Origin of the sequence: Succinimonas sp. (assembly GCF_045225735.1) — a bacterium.
Taxonomy (GTDB): Bacteria; Pseudomonadota; Gammaproteobacteria; order Enterobacterales; family Succinivibrionaceae; genus Succinimonas.
Genome location: NZ_JBGVBR010000379.1, coordinates 1 through 22,889, shown reverse-complemented (window position 1 = coordinate 22,889; position 22,889 = coordinate 1). Strand labels below are relative to the sequence as shown.

At 51.5% G+C, this 22,889-nt stretch carries 16 protein-coding genes; all 16 read left to right on the top strand.

Translation table 11 applies throughout. From position 1 onward, the window contains the following. Positions 1-185 precede the first annotated feature (185 nt). Positions 186-1,208 (top strand): type II secretion system protein GspC, encoded by a 1,023-nt coding sequence (gene gspC / locus ACJROR_RS13330; protein ID WP_406042553.1) that lies wholly within the window; start codon positions 186-188, stop codon positions 1,206-1,208. A 163-nt stretch (positions 1,209-1,371) separates the two neighbouring features. Then, positions 1,372-3,333 (top strand): type II secretion system secretin GspD, encoded by a 1,962-nt coding sequence (gene gspD, locus ACJROR_RS13325; protein ID WP_406547520.1) that lies wholly within the window; start codon positions 1,372-1,374, stop codon positions 3,331-3,333. An 8-nt stretch (positions 3,334-3,341) separates the two neighbouring features. Next, a complete protein-coding gene (gene gspE / locus ACJROR_RS13320; RefSeq protein WP_406547518.1) occupies positions 3,342-4,943 on the top strand; it encodes a type II secretion system ATPase GspE in 1,602 nt (533 codons plus the stop codon). Between the two features lie 2 nt (positions 4,944-4,945). Next, positions 4,946-6,214: a type II secretion system inner membrane protein GspF gene (gspF, locus tag ACJROR_RS13315; protein ID WP_406547517.1), complete on the top strand. Its 1,269-nt coding sequence runs from the start codon at positions 4,946-4,948 to the stop codon at positions 6,212-6,214. Between the two features lie 13 nt (positions 6,215-6,227). Then, the gene (gspG, locus tag ACJROR_RS13310; RefSeq protein ID WP_406547515.1) at positions 6,228-6,680 is read left to right on the top strand and encodes a type II secretion system major pseudopilin GspG; all 453 of its coding nucleotides are present in this window, start codon (positions 6,228-6,230) and stop codon (positions 6,678-6,680) included. A 59-nt stretch (positions 6,681-6,739) separates the two neighbouring features. Next, a complete protein-coding gene (gene gspH / locus ACJROR_RS13305; protein WP_406547513.1) occupies positions 6,740-7,384 on the top strand; it encodes a type II secretion system minor pseudopilin GspH in 645 nt (214 codons plus the stop codon). Beyond that, positions 7,381-7,761, top strand: coding sequence for a type II secretion system minor pseudopilin GspI (gene gspI / locus ACJROR_RS13300; protein ID WP_406547511.1), 381 nt, complete (start codon positions 7,381-7,383; stop codon positions 7,759-7,761). The genes gspH and gspI overlap by 4 nt, the downstream gene beginning before the upstream one ends. 17 nt (positions 7,762-7,778) lie before the next feature. Continuing rightward, on the top strand, positions 7,779-8,387 hold the full coding sequence (gene gspJ / locus ACJROR_RS13295) for a type II secretion system minor pseudopilin GspJ (RefSeq protein ID WP_406547509.1): 609 nt from the start codon (positions 7,779-7,781) through the stop codon (positions 8,385-8,387). Beyond that, positions 8,387-9,445, top strand: coding sequence for a type II secretion system minor pseudopilin GspK (gspK, locus tag ACJROR_RS13290; RefSeq protein ID WP_406547508.1), 1,059 nt, complete (start codon positions 8,387-8,389; stop codon positions 9,443-9,445). The genes gspJ and gspK overlap by 1 nt, the downstream gene beginning before the upstream one ends. Further along, complete coding sequence (gene gspL / locus ACJROR_RS13285; protein ID WP_406547506.1) at positions 9,438-10,658, top strand: type II secretion system protein GspL; 1,221 nt, start codon at positions 9,438-9,440, stop codon at positions 10,656-10,658. The genes gspK and gspL overlap by 8 nt, the downstream gene beginning before the upstream one ends. Continuing rightward, complete coding sequence (gene gspM, locus ACJROR_RS13280) at positions 10,658-11,161, top strand: type II secretion system protein GspM (protein WP_406547505.1); 504 nt, start codon at positions 10,658-10,660, stop codon at positions 11,159-11,161. Before gspL ends, gspM begins: the two co-directional genes overlap by 1 nt. Next, on the top strand, positions 11,154-11,927 hold the full coding sequence (gspN, locus tag ACJROR_RS13275) for a type II secretion system protein N (protein WP_406547503.1): 774 nt from the start codon (positions 11,154-11,156) through the stop codon (positions 11,925-11,927). Before gspM ends, gspN begins: the two co-directional genes overlap by 8 nt. Positions 11,928-11,929: 2 nt before the next feature. After that, the gene (gene nudE / locus ACJROR_RS13270) at positions 11,930-12,493 is read left to right on the top strand and encodes an ADP compounds hydrolase NudE (RefSeq protein WP_406547501.1); all 564 of its coding nucleotides are present in this window, start codon (positions 11,930-11,932) and stop codon (positions 12,491-12,493) included. Between the two features lie 248 nt (positions 12,494-12,741). Continuing rightward, on the top strand, positions 12,742-17,298 hold the full coding sequence (locus tag ACJROR_RS13265; RefSeq protein ID WP_406547500.1) for an alpha-amylase family glycosyl hydrolase: 4,557 nt from the start codon (positions 12,742-12,744) through the stop codon (positions 17,296-17,298). A 57-nt stretch (positions 17,299-17,355) separates the two neighbouring features. Continuing rightward, entirely contained in the window at positions 17,356-19,101 is a 1,746-nt protein-coding gene (locus tag ACJROR_RS13260; RefSeq protein WP_406547499.1) for a PKD domain-containing protein, read from the top strand. 209 nt (positions 19,102-19,310) lie between these two features. After that, positions 19,311-22,889, top strand: a 3,579-nt coding sequence (locus tag ACJROR_RS13255) for a PKD domain-containing protein (RefSeq protein WP_406547497.1), incomplete at its 3' end; no start/stop codon positions are given.

Below are 22,889 nucleotides of genomic sequence, written 5' to 3'. Positions count from 1 at the left end.
ATGGCGGATCCGGGCCGGCCGGTTTATGCCGGAAAGGCACGCCCGGGGCGGCAGAGCCTTGAAAACCGTAATTTCCGGTAAATTATGAGTAAGCTTGAAAATTTTGGAAAAACATTTTGCATGAACCCCTTTATTGATAGACAATTGCAGGGTTTTATCGTTTGCTCTCTTTGTGAGATATTTTCATGTCGTCTTTCTTTGATAACGCCATTGCAAGAGTACGTGGCGGCTTCTCGCGCATTACTAAAAAGAAGAGCGGCTCCGAGCATGCGGCTGTGTCCGGTCAGCCGGCAGTCAAATCCGGAACCGTATCCCCTCAGGAGCAGGAGATGCTGGAGAGGGCCCGTAATCGCTACTATACAAAGATTTCAGGATACCTTTTTTATATTCTTTCCTTTATCGTTTGTTACGAAGCGGCTGCTTTTTTCTGGTACAAGATTCCTTCCGTAAATTCATCTCTGGCCGGGCTTTCCGCAGCTGAGCTAAAGGCAATCCGGGAGCAGAACCGCAATATCAACGTGACTGCGCTGCCTCTTTTCGGCGTTAAGCCCTCCGAGGCTCCTCAGCAGGCCCCTAAGACCGGAATGCCTCAGACAGGACCGGTTTCCAAGCTTGATGTGAAAATTACCGGCATTTCCGCCAGTAACGATCCCAATAAGGGATCCGTGGCGGTTATTAACAAATCCAAGGAAGAGACCTACGGCATCGGCGACAAGATAGAGGGCACTCAGGCCGTGGTGTCTCAGATTCTCGCGGATCGCATTATTGTCAAGAACGGCGGCCGGGATGAAACCATTGTGATGCCGGCAGATAACTATCAGTCTGCCGATCAGAAGCCATCCGGGGATACTCCGAAACCGAAGCCCGAGGCTCGTGATACCGCCTCTGCCGCTGCTAAAAGCGATGCCCGGCAGGTCAGAACGGAGCTTTTGTCCAATCCCGGAAATCTGTTTAAATATCTCAGCATAAAGCCTGCCATGAAGGATGGCAAGCCGGTGGGGTATGAGCTTAATCCGGGATCCGAGGGCAAGATTTTTCTGGATGCCGGTCTTAAACCCGGTGATGTGGCTGTGGAAATGAATGGCTACGATCTCACCGATACCAATCAGGCTATGCAGGTTATGGGTCAGATTCAGGACATGACGGAGATTACCCTGGTAGTGGATCGCAACGGGGATCGGCAGACTGTTACGCTGAATCTGGAATGATTTTATGAGGTTGCAGGAAGGGCGGCGGACTTGCCTATTATGCCAGACGCATTATTTGAGCTTTTCCTGACAAAGAATAACATACTAAGAGTACTTGTCACTTTCAGGAAAAATATCCTGATTGTATGAACTGTGCCTTGTTAAGGCTATTTAAGGGGATCATATGAACACCAAGAAATTTTTCGGCAAATCCTGCTTAGCGCTGGCGCTTTCCGCCGCGCTTCTGGGAGGATCCCTCAATATTGAGGCCGCGGAATTTTCTGCCAGTTTTAAGGGTACGGACATAAACGAATTCATTAATACCGTGGGAAGAAATCTCAACATGACCTTTATTGTTGACCCGGCAGTCAAGGGCAAAATAAATGTCAGAAGCTATGATTTGCTGAATGAGGAGCAGTATTACCAGTTTTTCCTCAGTGTGCTTGCGGTATACGGTTATGCCGTGGTTCCTACTGATACCGGAGTTTACAAGGTGGTGCGTTCTGCGGTGGCAAAGACTGCCGGCGTTCCGGTTTCCGAAGACGGGGCCATGGGGGACGAAATGGTTACCAGAGTGGTTCCGGTAAAAAACGTAAACGTCCGGGAGCTGGCTCCGCTTCTGAGAGGTCTTATTGACAATCAGGGTTCCGGAAATGTGGTGCACTACGAGCCGTCAAATGTTCTCCTTATTACCGGCCGGGCTAATGTGGTAAATCGCCTGGTGGAAATCGTCAATCGGGTGGACAAAGCCGGAAATCAGGAGGTGCAGATTGTCAAGCTGAAGCACGCCTCGGCCACTGAAGTGGTGCGGGTTGTGCTGGCCCTTATCAAGGATGACAAGGGAAACAGCGCCACCTCTCCTTTGATGACTCCGAAGCTGGTGGCTGATGAAAGAACCAATTCCGTGGTGGTATCCGGAGAGCCCATTGCCAGACAGCGGGTTATTACCATGATTAATCAGCTGGACATGGAACAGGCCGCTTCAGGGAACACCAGAGTGTTTTATCTGCGCTATGCCAAGGCCAAGGATGTGCTGGAGACCCTTAACGGCGTCAGCAAGTCTCTGACCGGAGAGGAAGGCAAAGCCTCCAACGGCGCCACTGCCTCCAAGATCAACATCTATGCCAACGAAGCTACCAATTCCATTATCGTTAATGCCGAGCCCAATTACATCAAGCAAATTGAAGAGATTGTCCGGAAGCTTGACATCAGAAGAGCGCAGGTGCTGGTGGAGGCCATTATTGTGGAAATCAATGATGAAACCGCCGCTCAGCTGGGCATTCAGTGGGGAAATACCAGAGGCGGCCTTGTTCAGGGGCCTTCTGACGTATCTCAGGTGCCGGTTTCCACTATGTTTGCCTCTGATGAGGTGGGGCTGGCCAATGTTGCTGCTTCCATTAACGGCGCCGGTGTGGGCTTCTATCACGGGAACTGGTTCGGACTTCTGACCATGATGCAGAGCAACGCCAAGAATGACGTGCTGTCTACGCCAAGCATTGTGGCTCTGGACAATGAAGAGGCTGAGTTCAATGTCGGTCAGGAAGTTCCGGTAAAGACCGGCACCCAGACCTCCACGGATTCCAGCTACCGCTATGACACCATTGAAAGAAAGACTGTGGGCACCAAGCTGAAGTTTACCCCCCAGATCAATGAGGGGGACAGCGTGCTCCTGACTCTGGAGCAGGAGGTGTCCAGCGTGGCTCCGTCAGCCAATACCGTAAACGGCGATACCTTTGACGTGCGCACCATTAAGAACAGCGTTCTGGTGAAGAGCGGCGAAACCGTGGTACTGGGCGGTTTAATGAATCATACCACCATGGAGACTGTATACAAGGTGCCGCTTCTGGGCGATATTCCTATTCTGGGCGAGCTCTTCAAGCAGACCTCCAGTTCATACAAGAAGCGCAATCTTATGGTCTTCATCCATCCTATCATCATCAGGGACGATGAAACCTTTGCCAGCATTTCCGGCGGCAAGTACAACATGTTCCGGGATCAGGAGCTGAAGCGCAACAAGGAGGGAATCAGACTTCTTCCTATCAGGCTCAGCACTCCGGTGCTGCCGGCTCTGGATTCCACCATTGTCATTGCTCCTGATACCATTCAGGAGATTTCCACTGACAGCAGCAGCTTATCCGGGATTTAGGAGGTTTCATGTCTGAAGAAAAAAGACCTCTGGATGACGATCAGGAAGAGGCTCCGGCGCTGTCAGAGCTTCCTCAGGACGAGGTGCCGGAAACTCCGCCCACTCCGGAGGAGGAAGCTTTAGCCAGAGTGCAGACGGTGGTTCCTCTTGAGGAAAGAGCCAAGCTTCCTTTCTCATTTGCCAGATCCAATGGCATTCTGCTCAGACTCGAGGAAGACAAGCCGGTGCTTTACTGCAAGGAGCGGCCGCCGGTATCGGTGCTTCTGGAGGTGCGGCGGCTTTCGCAGGTGAATTTCACCGTCAGCATCGTTGAAAGCGATAAATACGATGACCTCTTTACCGATACCTATCAGCATGACAACTCAGAGGCTCAGCAGATCGCCAGCGATATGGGCGACGATGTGGAGGATCTCAGTCTTGCCGATGATCTCAACAAGGCGGATCTCCTGGATAACAGCGAAAACTCCCCTATGGTGCGTTTTATAAACGCCATGCTGGCTCAGGCGGTCAAGGAGGAGGCTTCTGATATTCACGTGGAGCCGTATGAAAACAGTCTGGAGATCCGTTTTCGGGTGGATGGCGTGCTTCATGAAAACATCTCTCTCGAGAGAAAATTTACTCCCTACCTGATATCCCGTATCAAGGTTATGGCAAAGCTGGATATTTCCGAAAAACGCATTCCTCAGGACGGCCGTATCTCCCTTACCGTGGGCGGCAAGCAGGTGGATGTGCGCGTGTCTACCATGCCTACCTCATACGGAGAGCGCATTGTAATGCGACTTCTGGACAAGAACAGCGTCCGGCTGGATCTCAACGATTTGGGCATGACTCCGAAGATCTGCGAGGATTTTATGAGAATTATTCATATGCCTCACGGAATCATTCTGGTTACCGGACCTACCGGTTCCGGAAAGTCCACCACTCTTTATGCCGGCATTTCATCCATCAATACCAAGGACATCAATATTCTTACGGTAGAAGACCCGGTGGAATACGATCTGGAGGGCATCGGCCAGACCCCGGTAAACCCGAAGGTGGACATGACCTTTGCAAGAGCGCTCCGGGCCATTCTGCGTCAGGATCCTGATGTGGTGATGATCGGAGAAATCCGCGACCACGAAACAGCGGAGATTGCAGTGCAGGCCTCCCTGACCGGCCACCTGGTGCTGTCCACCCTGCATACCAATACCGCCGTGGGCGCCATAACACGTCTTAAGGACATGGGCATTGAGCCCTTCCTGCTTTCCACATCCCTTCTTGGCGTGCTGTCGCAGCGTTTGATTCGCACCCTGTGCAAGCACTGCAAGCAGCCGGTGGAAACCACCCCCCGGGAGATGGAGCTTATGGGACTTGATAAGCCCCATGTCATTTACCGCGCCGTGGGCTGTCCCGAGTGCAACAATTCCGGCTATAAGGGCCGTTCCGGCATCCATGAGCTGGTTATCGTCAATGATGATGTCCGGCAGGCTATTCACGGAGAAGACGGCGAGCTGGGCATTGAACGCGTGGTGCGTCCCACAACTCCTTCCATTCGCGATGACGGCATTGCCAAGGTGCTGGCGGGGATTACCACTATTGAAGAAGTGCTCAGAGTTACCAGCGGAGATTAAAAATGGCTTCCTATCAGTATGTGGCCATGAACAGTTCTGGAAAACAGAAGCGTGGCAAGGTTGATGCGGATTCTCCCAAATCCGCCCGGGCCCGAATCAGAGAAATGGGCCTGATGCCGGTCAGCATCACCGAGCTTTCGGCCCAGGCTGCTGCCGCTTCCCGAAATTCCGGAGGGAAAGCCCGGCCTGATTCCGGAAGCGAAGGGTTTTCATTTGCGAGACTGTTTCAGCCCAGCATGAGCAGTTCTGCCCTGACTCTGATCACCAGACAGATTTCCACGCTGGTATCCTCGGCCATGCCCATTGAAGAATCACTGCGCGCAGTATCCCAGCAGTGCGAGAATCCCAAGCATGCCGCTATTATTTCCGGCGTCCGGGAAAAGGTGCTGGAAGGCCATTCGCTGGCGGATGCCATGAGAAAATATCCCCGGGTTTTTGATGACCTGTATACGGCGATGGTGGCCGCCGGAGAGAAGTCCGGTCATTTGGATGAAGTTTTGGAGCGTCTTGCAGATTACACTGAAAGCAAGCAGGAGCTGAAGGGAAAGATCGCACAGGCTCTTATTTATCCTGTTATGCTGACTCTGGTGGCGGTGTCCGTGGTTGGCCTTTTGCTGTCCTCCGTGGTGCCCAAGGTGGTGGAGCAGTTCGTGCACATGAAGGCCACTCTCCCGAAGTCCACGCAGATTCTGATGTCGCTGTCGGATTTTGTGAAAAATTACGGCATTATGATTGTTCTTTCCATTGGCCTTCTGATTACGCTCTTTATGATTCTTATGAAAAAAAGAGCTTTCCGCGAAAAGGTGCATGCCCTGATTCTCCGTTTGCCGGTTATCGGCAAGGTGAGCCGCTCCCTGAACACCGCCCGTTATGCGCAGACGCTCAGCATTCTCCATTCCAGCGCGGTGCCTCTCATCGAAGGCATGCATATCAGCAGCGACACCCTTACTAATGTGGTGGCCAAGGAAAGACTGAATCAGGCTGCCGAAAGCGTGCGGGAAGGCAAGGGACTGGGCCGCTCCCTGCAGGATACCAAGCTGTTTACCCCTATGATGCTGCATATGATTTCTTCCGGCGAAAAGAGCGGCGAACTGGATAACATGCTGGGCCGGGCCGCTGCTAACCAGTCCAATGAGTTCAAGCGCAATGTGACCATGGCTTTGTCGGTTTTCGAGCCGCTTTTGATTATTTCCATGGCCGGAATTGTTTTGTTTATTGTAATTTCCATACTGCAGCCTTTGATGCAGATGAACAGTATGGTTAAAGGTTAACTCAGGAGTATTTATGAAAAGAACACAGGGCTTTACCCTTCTTGAAATAATGGTGGTTATCGTTATTCTGGGCCTTTTGGCCGGTCTGGTGGTGCCGAACGTCATGTCCAGCCTTGACGAGGCCAATACTCAGAAGGTGGTAAGCGATATTAATGCCTATGAAAGCTCCCTTAAGCAGTATTACATGGATGCCAAGGTCTATCCCACCACCGATCAGGGGCTGGATGCTCTGGTTACCAAGCCTACCTCTGCTCCCATTCCCAAGAAATACCGTTCTGACGGCTATATGGACAAGCTGGCGAATGATCCGTGGAATTCTCCCTACTACTACAAGAGACCATCTGATCACGGTCAGAAGCACTATGACATTTTCAGCGCCGGGCCTGACGGCGAACCGGGCACCTGCGATGACATCGGTAACTGGAATGTGGACAATCCGCCTGCAGCTGACTGCGCCAATAACTGATTACTTAGTTTTAGCATAGATGAGAAGCCGGTTTATGCCGGCTTTGTCAGAGGAACATAATGTATAAGCTTGGCGGTTTTACTCTGCTTGAAGTTCTCATGGTGCTTTTGATCATGGGGCTTATGGTTTCCGTAGCCACCTCCGCTCTTCCGGGGGGAGGGACTTTGGAGGGCACAGCGGACGAACAGGCCGATAAGCTTATACTCATTATGGAGGAGATCTCGGATCGCGCTGCCATGGAGGGCCGGATTATCGGACTTCATGTGAATCCGACGGGATACAGCTTTATGATGCAGGTCAGAACCAATGCGCGTAAGACCAGTAATCTCAGTCTTAAGGATGAACTTATGCGCACCTACTGGGATCAGCTTTCCTGGGTGCAGTACGATGCCGAGGACGTGGCCGTTAAAAAGGATTTTGACGAAGGCGTTACCGTGGCTCTCGAGGTCGGGGGGCTGGCAGTGGAAACTGCCGATTCTCTGGCGGAAAGCAAGCTGGAAAGCGTGGATTTCAAGGCTGATGCCCGGGATGTGAAAAAAAGGGAGCTCCCGCAGATTCTCTTTTATCCCACGGGAGAGGTTACTCCGTTCAGACTTAATTTTTTGGTAACAGACGGTTCCGTGGATCCGCATAGTCCGGTAATGATTATCGGCGAGGAGCTGGGGAATTTCAGACGTTTTGATCCGGAGACTGATCGCCTGTGATACGAGCTTTAAGAAAAAATCGGGGCATGACTCTTCTTGAGGTGCTGGTAGCGCTGGCGGTATTTGCTCTGGCCGGGGGTGCCATTATTACCACGGTAACAAATTCCATGAACGGCATAACCGGGCTTCAGGAAAGCTATTTTTCTCAGATGGTGGCTGACAATGTCATTGCGGAATTTAAGCTTACCAGAAGATGGCCTAACAACAGCTGGGTTACCAGCAAGACGGAGTTTGCCGGAAAAACCTGGTACTACCGTTATCGCGGGCAGTCCACTCAGGATGTGAACTTCAAGGCTCTGGAGGTGGAGGTTTTTACTGATTCCCATGTTAATACCAGTACCCCGGTAGCCATACTGAAGACTTATCTGCACAGGTAGCAGGAGATATTGCGGCTATGAGACATTCCGGCAATTCCGGTTTTACCCTGATAGAGGTGCTGATTTCCATTATGATCATGGCAGTGATCGCTCATGGCACCTATGCCCTGATGTCTACCACCTTTACGGCCAGTCAGACGGTAGAGGAGGATACCGCTTCTTTTCATGCCTTCCACAAGGCCATGAATATTCTCAATCAGGATTTTGTGCAGATGGTGCCAAGGGTGGCCCGTATGGATGGTTCGCCGTCCCGGATGATTATTCAGACGGGGGAAAACATGTTTCAGTCAGAGGGCACCGGCATCAGCTTTATGAGAGGCGGCGCTCTGAATCCCGGAGCAGAACTGCCCCGGGGCGAGATTGTGCGGGTGTGGTACCGGGTTAAAAACGGACAGCTGGAGCGGGCGGTATATCCCTATCCCGATACTGTCATCGGTTATGAGCCGCAGTTTTACCCCCTCATGAAAGGCGTTAAGAATTTCAAGGTGTACTTTTACCGGCAGGGCAGCTGGTCTCAGGGATGGATTGACAGAGTGAAGATATCCTCCGGAGTCAAGGTGGAGTTTGAATCCGAAGCGTACGGAAAGATCAGCCGTATTTTCTATATTCCGGCAGGGGACGTGTGATGAGATTCAGGAAAGTAAAAACTCTCAGAAGAAGCCGGGGCGTGGCGCTGATCATGGTGCTGGTGGCGGTGGCCATTATGGTGATGTCCGCTGCCGTAATTACCGTGCGTTTCAACAGAGTTTTTTTTGTTACCAGAAATGCCTTGGACTACCAGCGGGCTTCCTGGTACGTTGACGGCATAGAAGGCATCGTCAGAAAATACATGATCGATGACTTCAGAAAGACCAAGGGCAAGGTTTACAAGGGCATGACCTGGGCTCAGCCGAATCAGGTGGTGCCGCTGGACGAGGCGGTAATAAGCGGTGATGTTCATGACGAACAGGCCTGCCTTAATATTAATGGTCTTCTTAAGGATGTGGTTCCGGATAATGAAACACCCGAACAGCGGGAAAACACGGACAGCCGGCTTCTTAACGCCCGTTTTCCGGTTCTGGTGTTCCGGGAACTTCTCATGAATATGGGAGCGGACGAAACTCAGGCGGAAACGGTATCGGATTCGGTTGTGGACTGGCTTGACGCTGACAGTACCATGGTTTCAGCCAACGGCGCCGAGGATCAGTTTTATTCCACCGGGAAGATGCCTCATGTGACAGCCAATGGCCGCTTTTATGAAAAGTCCGAGCTCCGTTATATCCGCGGCATGACTCCGGAGCTTTATCGCCGGATCGAGCCGATGATCTGCGCGCTGCCCACCGATGATTTTGTTATCAGCATCAATATGCTTAATTACCGGCAGGCACCGCTGCTTCAGGCCCTGCTTATGGGGCAGCTTTCTTTGGAGGAGGCGGTGGATCTTCTCAAAACCGGAATTCCGGAATACGGCTGGGATTCCTATGCCGGCTTTCTCCGGGAGGATGTGATAAACAATGCCGTGGAGTCCATGAACGGTCTCCGGGGCCGGGTAGCCAAGGTAGCGGTAACCAATTCAAATTATTTTGTGGCAAATGTTGTTGTGCAGTTCGATGATGAAAAATTTGCCTTCAGATCCAGATTTTACCGGGACGGGGATACCAGCCTGAAGGTATACCAGCGTCTCAGAGGAGAGCTTCATGAGTGAGTATTTGTTTTTAAGACCGACCCTGATAGATCCCCGGAGTTATCTCTGGTTTTCGTACGATGATACCAGTCATAACGTGCTGGCCTCCGGAACAGTATATTCTCTGGAGGAACTTAAGGATGTGGGCGGGAATTCTCCTGAACGGCCGGTGATGATTCTCTATCCGTCTTCGGCTTTGAAATTTAAAACTGTCAATTATCCGGGAAAGCTTAAGAAGCATGCCTATGAGCCGGTGCTTTATCAGCTTGAGGACGAATTTGCCGAGGATATTGACAACTTTAAAGCTCATATGATGGCCAAAAACGGCAAGGATTATGATTTTCTGATCTTCAGAAAAAACGAGTTTACCGACCTGGAACAGGCTCTTAAGGGACTTGGCTTTACGGTAACAGCCATCGTTCCCGACGCTCTCACGCTGCCCGAACCCCATGAGACAGCCTCCGGCAAGGATAAGGAGCCGGGACTTAAGGAGATTTATTTTCTGAACCTTGATGACGAATGGCTGATTCGCGACGGGGTGAACTCCGGAATATCAATTCCCGGGGCGTGGATTAAGGATTATGCGGAAAATCTTCCCGAAGGCGTTTCGGCCGTTTCTCTCAGCGTGCTTCCCGAAGAGCTTAAGGAGAAGGTGCGGGAGGATCTAACCGATTCACCGCTTGCTAAGATGGCCGAGGGCGCCATTCACAGCAAGGTGAACATGTCCAGCTATCAGCGGAAGCGCAATATTCAGTTCAAGTTTATGACCTCCTGGGTGAAGGTGGTGGTCATGGGCCTCATCTTTGTGACTCTCTGGTACATGAACATGAACATGCGCATCAGTTCGGTCATCAAGGAAACCCAGGAATACCGGAATCAGCAGCGGGCTCTTTTCAGTCAGATTATGGGGGGCAGCGGCCGGGTTAATGATCCCGTGTCCAAGATGAAGGAGATTCTCAGTAATTCCTCTCCTATAGGCACAGACGAAGGCTTTATTGATCTCGTGAAGCTGGTGTCCGGCAAGCTCATTAACAAGAAGGGCATTGAGCTTGTGAATATGAAGTTCGAGCGCTCCAGAAGAGTTTTTGTGATCCAGTTTCTGGCAGATTCCAGTACGAACATTGATAATTTTGTTTCCGGCTTCAGTCCTGATTTTACCGGACAGATTGTCGACAGGAAGCCCAGCCGCGAGAGACAGCTGGTATCCGTGCAGCTTAAGAGGAGAACGAAATAATGAAGGATCGTTTACTCAATTATTACCGCAGCAGAACCTATCGCGAGAAGATGGTGCTGGGGCTTCTTCTGGCCATGATTATTCTTCTCATATTCTTTTCGTTTCTGATTTATCCGAAGGTAAGAGATGTAAGAAAGTCTGAGATGGCTCTGGAGGGCGCCAAGAGCGGCTACAGCTTTCTTTTAACCAATGCCTCCCGGGTGACTCCCGGCAGTCAGAGGACGGTAAATTCCACCACCAGCGTGCGCGCCGCCGCTGACAATCTGCTTCGGTCATCTAAGATTACCAGATATAAGCTCCGTGCTCAGGGAGATAACAAGGCGGACGTGGAAATTGAATCCGCGGTGCCGTTTTCCGGCATTATTCAGGCTCTGGATAAGCTGGAAAGCGATTATGGCATTACAGTGGACGATATCTCCATCGATAAACAGGGGGACGGTCTGGTGTATGTGTCCCGTCTCAGTCTGATTCGTCTTACCGAGGAGGATGAATATAATGATTAAGAGGATCATCTTCAGAACGCTGTTCATTATCTTCTTTTTTATCTTTTTCGTGCTGTATCTGGCTCCGGCGAACAAGCTTTTTGCCTTTGTCAGTCTGCCCAAGGACATCAAGATTTACGATGTCAGAGGAAGTCTTTGGAACGGCAAGATTTCTACCATGGATGCCTCCAGCGTCCGCATTAACAACATCCACTGGAAGCTTAACTTTTTTACGGTGCTTTTTACCAAAGGGCTGTCCCTGAAGGTTAATGACTCCAAGCTGCTGCGGGGCAGTATGGGGGTGAATGCGTTTTCACTGGCCGATAAGCCTCATTTCAGTTCCATTCAGCTTAACGGCGATCTGGAAAACATCGTGCCTTTGATTGACAAGAATCTCCCCTTCAGTCTCACGGGCAGCGTCGGCACTGATATTTCCGATCTGGTGCTCACTGCAAAAGGAAATCTGGCAAATATCAGCGGGGCGGTAACCGCCCGGAATGTGGTGCTGACCACGCCGTTTTTGCCCGATGTTTCCGTGGATCTCGGCAAGATTGAACTGGCGGTAAACGGAAATCAGAACAAGCTTTCCTTTAAAATCGATCAGAATTCGGAAATGCTCAGATTTACCGGCAAGCTGGAGCTTACGGAGAACTTGACGGCCTACAATCTCACCGGAAACATTAAGCCCAAGGGGGACTTGCCCTCGCAGCTGGCCATGTTCATGGGGACAATCGGCACACCCAATGCCGAAGGCAGCATTCCGGTAAGTTTGCAGGGCAAGTTCTGACAATGGAACCGGATCTGATTCTTCCCGAGGTTCTGGGAGTCAAAGAGGTAGCCCGGAGCCGTCTTTTTCGGATAGAGGAGGTGGATCTCCGCTTTTCCAATGGTTTCCGCACCCGCTACGAGCGCATTCCCGGCGGCAGCGGGGCGGTTATGGTGATCCCCTTTGACGGCAAAAGCTTTCTTTTTACCCGGGAGTACTGCGTAGGCACCGAATCCTATGAGCTGGGTTTTGTAAAAGGCAAAATCGACCCCGGGGAATCTCCTGAAGAGGCGGCGCTCCGTGAACTTCAGGAGGAAATCGGCTTTGGCGCCCGCAGCATTATTCCCCTGAGAACCATCACCTTCGCCCCGGGCTTCATGGGGCTTATGATGTACATTTTTCTGGCTCTGGATCTTTATCCCTCCAGACTTTCCGGCGATGAGCCCGAGGAAATCCGGGTGTTTCCCTTCAGCGCAGCCGAAGCCCGGGATCTTGTTCTTAATCCTTCCTCTCCGCTCAGAGAAAGCCGTTGCATTGCCGGTCTGGTTCATGCATTAACAATTGTTAACAAAAATCCCCTTATATAACATTTTGTTTTACTTCCATTAACGGATCCGAAGGCGACGGATCTTTTGTTTCATAGCGTTTCACATAACAATGATCCCACCTGCTCCAAAATGTAAAAAAAATGTTAAATTTGTGACTGAACTACATTTTTCAGAATTTCAGAATGCTATAATCAGTACTTAGTCAGCTTTATTGAAAGCGTTGTCAATTGTAAAAAGATTTTTTTAAGTTAGAGCTGTCATTGTTGCCGACAATACGGAGAGTGCAAATGAAACTTATTAGAAACAGGCGAATGCTGCTGGCTGCTGCAGTGTCTGCCATTATGTTTTCCGGTTCCGCCTATGCTGCGAACTATGAACAGGAAATGATCATTGTTCACCCTTTTCAGTGGACATATGACAACATTGCCAAGGAATGTACCGAGTATCTTGGCCCGGCAGGCTATGACGGCGTGCAGATTTCCCAGCCTGCCGAACATATTGCCAGAACCGATGTATGGTGGGCAGTTTATCAGCCGGTGAATTTCAAAAATTTCACTACCATGACCGGTAATGAAGAACAGCTGAAGAACATGCTTAAGGCCTGTAACGACGCCGGTGTTAAGGTGTTTGCCGATGCGGTGTTCAACCAGAGAGCAACCAGCGGCCAGGGCCTGGGCGGCAGCGGCTTCAGCTACAAGAATTACCCGGATGGCTTTTCCGGCAGCGATTTCCATGGCGACTGTTCAATCTCCAGTTATGCAGACGCCAACTCGGTAAGAACCTGCGCTCTTTCCGGCATGCCTGATATTGCCACCGACAACCCTGACACTCAGGGCAAGATTGCCGACTATCTCGCCAGCCTCATGAAGATGGGTGTTTACGGTTTCCGTATCGATGCCGCCAAGCACATGGGCTACAACGATATCAACGCCATCCTTGGCAAGACCCAGGAGAAAGCCGGCAGAAGACCTCCCGCATATCTTGAGGTAATCGGCGCCGGCGGCGAGGCTGATGATATTCAGCCTAACAAGTACACCTTCATTGACAATGTGGTGGTAACAGATTTCGGCTATGTATGGGATGCCATGCATAGCTTCGGAACAGGGGACTACGGCAAAGCTCTTGATCTCAGCACCTGGCTGGGGGACAATGCCGAAGTGTTCGTAAACAACCATGACGACGAATGGGGCCGCGCTTCTGCAGGTTCCTCCTCCATGAAGACTCAGAACAACCCTGATTATGATCTGGCGCAGTCCTGGCTGGTGGTATGGCCTGTGGGCAAGGTTCGTCAGGTTTATTCCGGCTTCTCTTTCCCGGTTAAAGACAGCGATGGCAGCCGTGTCAGCGATCAGACCCACGATCAGGGCGGTCCTCTGGGAGCAGCCCGCTGCGAAGGCGGCTGGCTCTGTCAGCACAGAAACCCCATTGTTCTTCAGGCTGCTCGCTTTGCCAGAGCTACCAGAGGTCAGGCTGTTACCTCCAAGGCCTATGAAAACGGCGCTCTCTGGATCAACCGCGGCAGCAAGGGCTTCTATGTTATGAACACCACCGGCGGTGAATTCGAGAGAGAATTTGCTGTTGAGGTTCCGGATGGCACCTATAAGAACATTCTGAGCAGCAATGATCCTGCTCAGTGGACAGATATCACTGTAAGCGGCGGCAAGGCACGAATCAAGGTAGGCGGCAAGAGCGCCGCAGCCATCTGCGTGGGTGATTTCTGCGGCAAGGCCGTGGATCCCTGCGCTTCTGATCCTAACAGCGCCGCCTGCATGTGCAAGGATGATTCCGACAAGTCCACCTGCTCCGCCTACTGCGATACCTTCGGCGCCGGTTCTGTTTCCTGCTCCTGCAAGGGCCAGTCTCTGGTTAACGGCGTGTGCACCTCCTACTGCTCCGAGAATCCTAACACCGAAGGCTGCTACTGCCTCCTGAATCCGGATGCCGACGAATGTCAGAGCAATTACGAGCCGACCCATGGCAAGCTCTGCTATGCCGGTTCCTCCAACGGCTGGAAGCATGATCCCATGACCTTCAACAAGCGTACCGGCGTGTGGACCATTGATCTGGATCTGAGCGGCCAGGGCGATGCCAACGGCGGTCAGCGCTTCAAGATTACCGATGGCTGCGCCTGGACTGAGGGCAAGATCTACGGTGTGGGTACCGGTAATAAGCTGGCTCTCAACGAGGCAGCAAATTCCGATGTGGATATCAGCTCCTATACCGGCAAGTACACTCTCAGCGTTGTTGATTCCGACATGAGCTACTCTCTCGCCAAGACCGAGGCTGCTCCGGATATCAAGGCTGCCTTTACTGCCAGCGCCAAGGATCTCACGGTAACTCTTACCAACAGCTCCACCGGATCCAATCTTTCCTACAGCTGGGATTTCGGCGACGGCAAGACTTCTACTGACAAGGCTCCGACTCATACCTATGATCAGGCCGGCACCTACACCATCAAGCTTACCGTAAAGAGCGGCTCCGCTTCGGCTACCGAATCCAAGAGTGTTACTGTTCAGAGCGGCAGCACTGTAGGCGGCATCACCAAGGTAGCCATCAGAGCTTCCGAGGACGGCTTCGGCACCACCATGATGGAGAAGAGCAGCGGCGATAACTGGGTTTACAGCAACTTCCAGTTCAGCTCCGACGGCAAGCTTAAGATTGAAGCTCTTAACGGTGCTCAGTGCATTATCCTCGGCGGCAAGAACGGCGAGTCCCTCACTGCGGCCGGCGGCTTTGTTCCGGTATCCAAGGGTGTGTATGACATTACCTTCAACTCTTCATCCATGATGCTGACCATTAAGGCTCATTCAGATCCGCAGCCCGATCCTACCCCGGATCCTGATCCCACTCCGGATCCTGATCCGACCCCGGATCCTGATCCTACTCCGGATCCTCAGCCGGTGAATAACGCCAAGGCCAACTGCGATGTGGACAGCTCTACTGCTAACTGCGAGTCAGGCGCTTACACCCATGAGACTCTCGGCGCCACCTATTACAGTGATCGCACTGTGTTCAGAATCTGGTCTCCGGATTCCGGCAACGTTACTGTAGAGGTTAACGGCCAGTCTCATAATATGACCAAGGTTAATCTCAACGGCTACTCTGATGTCTATGAAGCCACCGTTCAGGGAGATCTTGACGGCAAGCCTTATCAGTTCAAGATTAACGGCAATGCCGTCCGGGATCCTTACGGCAAGATGGTAGTTCCTTCTAACTATCAGGCTTCCGGCAAGTCCGTTAGTGCCACTGATAACAGAAACGTGGTCATGAACATGCGCGGTACCGACCTTGCCGGCGGCTGGGCTAAGCGTCCGGTTCTCACCAACCGCGAGGATGCCATCATCTATGAGGCTCATGTCAGAGACTTCACCGTGGATCCTTCCTCCGGCGTTGATGAAGACAAGAGAGGCCGCTATCTGGGCATGGTACAGACCGGCACTACCAATAACGGCATGAAGACCGGCATTGACCACCTTAAGGAACTTGGCGTAACTCATGTTCAGCTCCTGCCGGTGTACGATTACGGTACCTGCTCCGATGTGGATTCTCAGAACGACTCCTGCTACAACTGGGGTTACGATCCGGTGAACTTCAATGTTCCTGAAGACCGTTACACCTCGGTGTTCAAGTCCGAAAACTACAAGCAGAAGGTCAAGGAATTCAAGACCATGGTTGATGAATTCCACAAGAACGGCATCCGCGTAATCATGGACGTGGTTTATAACCATACCTATGACAAGGAAATGTTCCAGAACATCTCCGGTAAGTACTACACCTCTGTAGACCTTTCCGGCTGCGGTAATTCCGTAGATGCCAAGAACGCCATGGTCAGCCGCTTCATCAGAGACTCTCTGGAGTACTGGGCCACTGAGTACAACATTGACGGCTTCCGTTTCGACCTCGTAGGCATTTTTGATGTGGAGGACTTCCGTTCCTGGGGCAAGTATCTCAACGAGACTTATCCGGACAGAAACTTCCTCATGTACGGCGAACCCTGGAACGGCTATGCTACCGATCCCAGCGAGGGCACTCGTGTGAGAATGGGCTCCATCAAGAAGGCTGCTGATGCTCATGTAGGCGTGTTTAACGGCAAGTACCGCGAGTGCGTGAAGGGCGCCAGCGACGAAGCTGCAGGCGGCTTCATGTTCAATACCCAGTATCATGACCTTGGCGCCGGCGCTAATACCAACTTCGACTGCGTATCAGCAGGCATGAAGGGCGCTATCGGTGATAATGACAATCCCTGGACTCCGTTCTTTGCTGCGGATCCGGAGCAGTCCATTAACTACCTGACCGCTCATGACAACCTTAACCTTACTGACAAGATTACGAAGTTTGGCGCTAAAGACATTTACGCCAGCAGACTTCAGTCCTATGGTAACGGCATCATACTGGTGAGTCAGGGCATTCCGTTCATTCACTCCGGTGAAGAGTTCGCCAGAACCAAGAACATGAACGGCAATTCCTACAACACTGCCGGTGATGTGAATAATGTCAAGTGGGGTCTCAAGAAGACCAATGCTGGCATCTTCAATTACTACAAGGACATGATTGCCATGAGACGGGCTCATCCGGGCTTCAGAATGACCACCAAGAGTCAGATCGAAAACAATGTTGTTGCCACCTGGCTGGGTGATAATGCCTTCCAGTATGACATCAACGGCGCTGCGGTAGGTGATTCCTGGAAGAAGATCCGGGTGGTTGTCAACAGCGGAAACAACATCGATGTTGCCGGAGTTGACGGCTGGAAGAAGAAAGTTCATGCAGTAACTGTGAATGCCGATGGAACTTCAGGTACCAACGTAGCAGAAGGCACTGCGGTAACTGTCTGGTATCAGGACTAAATCAAGCGGGCTCCGGTTCTGCCGGAGCTCCTCCAAGATTAAAGAGGTTTAATAGAAATGTTAAAATTTAATAAACTTACGGTGGCTATGCTTTCCGCAATTGCCCTGACAGCCTGCGGTGGCGGTGGCGGTTCTGGTTCCAGCAATAACAACAATCCGGATCCTGTTAACCCGGATCCCGTTAATCCCGATGCTGCGGTGCAGAGCTATGTTCTCCCGGTTCAGGTTAATACTCAGACTGATTCCGTTCGCGGCGGCAATTCCAGCGCGGCAGTTAGAGCGCAGCAGCTTAACGATGTTGAGCCTCAGGGTTCCGATGACGCTCTTACGGTTTGCATTGATTCCAATGGCGATTCCAGCTGTAACGGCGAACCTGTTAAGTCAGCTGTCAATGCTTCCGGCAAGGCCGAGCTGAGATGGACTGACTCTGACCTCAATTCGTTCAGCGGCCTCAAGGTTATTTCCGTGCAGAGCAACGGTTCCGTAATGGAATTCAGCCTTGATGACATGGCGTCTCCCAATATTGTCAACAATGTGCACACCTTCAAGAAGCTGTTCCTGAACCCGCTTTCCAGCACCCAGTCCCGGGCCGGCGGCGTGCAGCAGTTTAAGAACCTGATTGGCGGCGATACTGCCGAGGTGCAGGATTTTGCTTATGCCGATCCGGCCAATCTTGATGACAGCTACAAAGCTCTTCTGGATATTCTCTATCAGGAAGGCATGACCTACAGCAAGGTTATTCAGGCCAACGGTCTTGAACATACCATTACCGGAAACTATGAGAAGATTACCGGCTACCTCAAGAACAACAATCATGAGGGTGCCCGGATTACTCTGGTAACCGAGGTTATGCGGGCCATTGCCAACGGCGAACCGGATCCGTTTGCCAATCTGGGCAGCGGTGAGGTGGCTCCTGACAACCACATTCCCGATGCTAATTTCAATCATTCTGAGTCCGGTCTTACGGTAACCTTTACTGATCTTTCCACTGACACTGATGAAGATCTGCTGAGCTACACCTGGTCCTTCGGCGATGGTCAGACTTCTTCTGATCAGAATCCGGTACATACCTATGCCAAAGCAGGAAGCTATGATGTCAGCCTGATGGTTTCAGACGGTTCGCTGTCCAACCACATCAGCCAGACTGTAACGGTCAGCGCCGGCGGAGATAACCCGGCAGCTGAAAACACTGCTCCGGTTGCCAGCTTTACCTATAAGGCTGACAAGCTTAAAGTTACCTTCAACAACACTTCCACGGATGCTGACGGCGATCTTCTTTCATCCGTATGGAGCTTCGGCGACGGGAAGCCGGTGGTGGCCAACAGTGCTTCTTCCCTGACCTATACCTTTGCCAAGGCCGGTACCTATAAGGTAACTCTTACCGTAGACGATGGCATTGCAGCGGTATCCAAGTCCCAGGATGTTACTGTCAGCGATTCCGGTACTGTTAACCCGGATAACCCGGACAATCCTGATAATCCTGATAATCCTGATAATCCTGTTAATCCGGGCGATAACAATCCTCCGGTAGCCGCATTCGATGCTGTGGCCAGCGGTCTTACCGTAAACCTGACCAATACCTCCAGCGATGCGGATCAGGATGCTTTGACCTACAAGTGGGATTTCGGTGATGGCAATACATCAGATGAGGCCAGTCCTTCTCATACCTACGGCCAGGCCGGTACCTACAAGATCGTGCTGGTGGTGAGCGATGGCAAGGTTTCGAAGGAAACCTCCAGAACCGTTGAGGTGAAAAAGGTTGATCCTGATGATCCCGAGGCGTTGAAGTGCACGCTTAATTAACAGCTGATAATGCTCCATGAAGGTCACCTGCGGGTGGCCTTTTTTTTATAGATTTTTTTGTTAACAAGATGTTACATAAATGTTAATTGCGTGATAAATATCGCTTTTTTTTGGTTCGCACTTGGTTAAAATTCAGCTAATGAAATTGTTTTCACAGGGTTATTCATCTTTGGGGCATCATTATGCAACACAAATATACAAGGATTACAATGGCCATGTTTCTGGCCATGGGACTTTCAGCCTGCGGCGGCAGCGGTAATTCCGGCAGTTCTCAGACTGCTTCCGGTAACAGCTCCTCGGCGTCAAATGGTTCTTTTTCCGTAGTAGCATCGGTGCAGAGCGCCAATGCCGATTATGTGTCTGATGCTTTGGTATGTATTGATTCCAATGACAACGGCGTCTGCGATGCAGATGACGTCGGCGGCGTGTATACCGATAACAGCGGCCGGGTAACTCTCAGAAACCTTGCAGAAAACGATCTTACCGCAGAACATAATTTTATTGCCGTGCTCAGGGATGGCACTGTTTACAAGTCAAGAATTGATGCCTCCCGCATGGACTTTAATTCCCAGAGCGGCATTGCCGGTCAGGTAGCGGTTACCCCGCTTTCCACCATTGCCGCTGCTTATGCCGAGGAGAAGGGGCTGGCTATTCAAAATGCCAAGAGCGAGCTTGCCCAGACTCTGGGCACCGAGCCGGTGGTTTTTGATGACACCATGGAAAAGGGCGAAGCTCCCCAGGTATTTGTGCAGGGACTTTCCGAGAAAAAGGTTATTCTCAATGCCAACGTGATCATTGACAACGACGGCGTCATCAGCAGAATTGATACCGCCCTTATCGATCACAGTCCGGAGTCCATCGTTGATTTTTACCTGGCTAACGGCAGCTTTAACACTCTTTCCAAGATCACCAGATTCGCCAATAATCTTCCTGAGGTTTCCTTTGTCTCAGCCGTAACCGACTGCAGAACAGTTTCATTCAGCGCCTCCGCAACAGATGCCGATAACGATACTCTGGTTTACCGCTGGAATTTCGGTGATGGCAGCGCCATTTCCAAGCAGCAGAATCCGACTCATACCTATGCCCTGAAGAAGACCTTTGATGTTATGCTGAGTGTTTCTGACACCTTCGGCGAAAGCAATGTCACTCACAAGGTAAAGATCGATAATTCCCGCTGCGGCACTGAACCGGCTGCGGTATTCTCATTCCAGAACAGACAGTCTGATGCTTATGTGGTGGAATTTACCGATATGTCCACCGGAAATATTGTGGAATATTTCTGGGACTTCGGCGATGAGCAGTCCTCCACTCTGGCCAATCCGGTGCACAAGTATGACAAGGCCGGCACCTATAATGTCTCTCTTACCGTTAAGTTCAGCGACGGCCGGATCATTAATTCCGATCTGATTCCGGTAACAGCCGGAGATGCTGTTAATTCTCTGCCGGTGCCCATGTTTGAGGTTAAAACCGATGGGCTCAGAGCTGAAATTATCAACAGATCTTATGACAAGGACGGCGATGCTCTTTCCTACAGATGGATTTTCAGCGATGGCACCGAATCCACTGAGACCAATCCTTCGCACTATTTTGCTTCTGCAGGCACCAAGTCAGCTACCCTCATGGTATCGGACGGCAAGATTACCACCTCGGTAACCAATGTTTTTGAGGTGATTTCTCCTGATGACCTGGCTGCCAATGTGGTGGTGACCTCTAATTCAGACCGTACGGTAACTCTTAATGCGGTGACCAGAAACGCTTCCTCCAACGCGGTTTATTCCTGGACCATGGGTGATGGCAGCGCTCTTACCGGCAAGTCTGTAAGCCATACCTACGCCAAGACCGGCGTTTATGATGTGGTGCTGACTGTTCAGGACGGCGACAAGACTGTCAAGTCCAGCAAGGTTGTCCGCATTTCCAGCGATTCCAGCAATCACGCCCCTGTTATTGATGCCATTACCGCGGCAGTGGCTCCGGGCTCCAGCGAGAAGTCTCTTTCCTTCAGGGCTTCGGTTATTGACGCTGACAATGATGAACTGGTTTATACCTGGGATTTCGGCGACGGCGAGAAGTCTGATCTGGTTAGTCCGACTCATAACTTTGCCACTTCCGGCAGCTATACCGTGAAGCTTACTGTTTCCGACGGCAAGGAAACTGCTTCCTTCAGCAAGGAAGTAACAGTATCTCAGGTGGCCAACCATGCGCCGGTGGCAGATTTCCAGGCAAGCAGCAAGGATCTTACGGTAACCTGCAAGGATGCCGCCTTTGATGATGACGGCGACAGCCTGTCCTTCAAGTGGGATTTCGGCGACGGCGCCTCTTCTTCTGACCGGGCTCCTTCCCATACCTATGCCAAGAACGGCACCTACACCGTAACCATGACGGTTTCTGACGGCAAGACTTCTTCTGTGGTTTCCAAGGATGTTACCGTACAGTCTAATCAGGTGGTTTCCGGCAACCATGCGCCGGTGGCTGATTTCCATTACAAGTTTACCGGTCTCTCCGGTGTTCTTACCGCTGTCGCATCCGATGCTGACAATGATGAGCTCTCTTATGTATGGAATTTCGGCGACGGTCAGACCAGCACTGAAAAGAATCCTAAGGTAACCTACAAGACCGGCGGCGAAAAGACAGTCACCCTTACCGTTTCCGATGGCAAGACCTCTTCCGAGCCCAAGGCCTACAAGGTAACTCTGGCAGCTGATGCGGTGAAGATTCCGGAGAAGTCCGGCATCTACTACAAGGGCGATGCCGACGGCATCTATATCTGGGCCGGCACCAATGTTCAGCTGACAGGAAGCTGGCCGGGCACCTCCATGACCAAGGCTTCCGAAAGTTCTGACTGGTCATTCTATGATACCTCTGCCATTAACTATGACAGCATCAACATGATCTTCCTGAAGGGCGGCAACAAGCTTACCGGCGATATTACCGGAGCTCCGGTTACCGGGTGCTATGACAACGGCCAGTGGACTCCGCTTGATTCCTGCCAGCTGGCCGGCTCTCAGGCTCAGGTAGTTGAAGGCGGCGCTTCCCTCTCTTCCGGCAATAATAACAATAGCAACAGCGGCAATAACAGCAACAGCGGCAACAACGGAAATAACACTTCCGGCGGCGAAATCGGCACTCCTTCCATTGTTATCGGGGATATTACCTGGAATGCCATGGATTATGCCACCACCATTGCCTCCTCTGATGTCAGAGTGGCTTCCGCTCCGTATGTGACTGCAGATTTGGCTCCGGGCAGCTACCACGAGGACAAGACCGTTACTCTGGGCCTTCAGGATGCTGACTTTAATACCACCGGCGGTACCATCTACTACACTCTGGACAATACCGAGCCTACCGAGAACTCGACAAAGTATACCGGCCCCATTGCTCTTAAGGATACTTCTTCCGATGGGCTGGGCACTGCCTACAGTCTGCGCACCCTGTCAGTGGGCTCCAACGGCATGAAGCAGGAGCAGCACTTCTTCTGGTTTATTAAGAAGAACGGCACTATCGCCTCTGCCACCGACTTCCGCGATGAGACCATCTATTTTGTGCTGACTGCCCGTTACAAGGATGGCGATGAGAGCAACAACTACTACGACAGAGACCGCTATGACGCCACCGATCCCAGCTGGAGAGGCGACTTCAAGGGCCTTATCGAATCTCTGGACTATATTAAGTCCATGGGCTTCACTGCCATCTGGATTACTCCCCCGGTAGAAAACCGCTCCGGTCTCGACTACCACGGCTATCATGCCTATGACTGGTTCCAGCCGGATCTCCGTCTGGAAAGCCCGGGA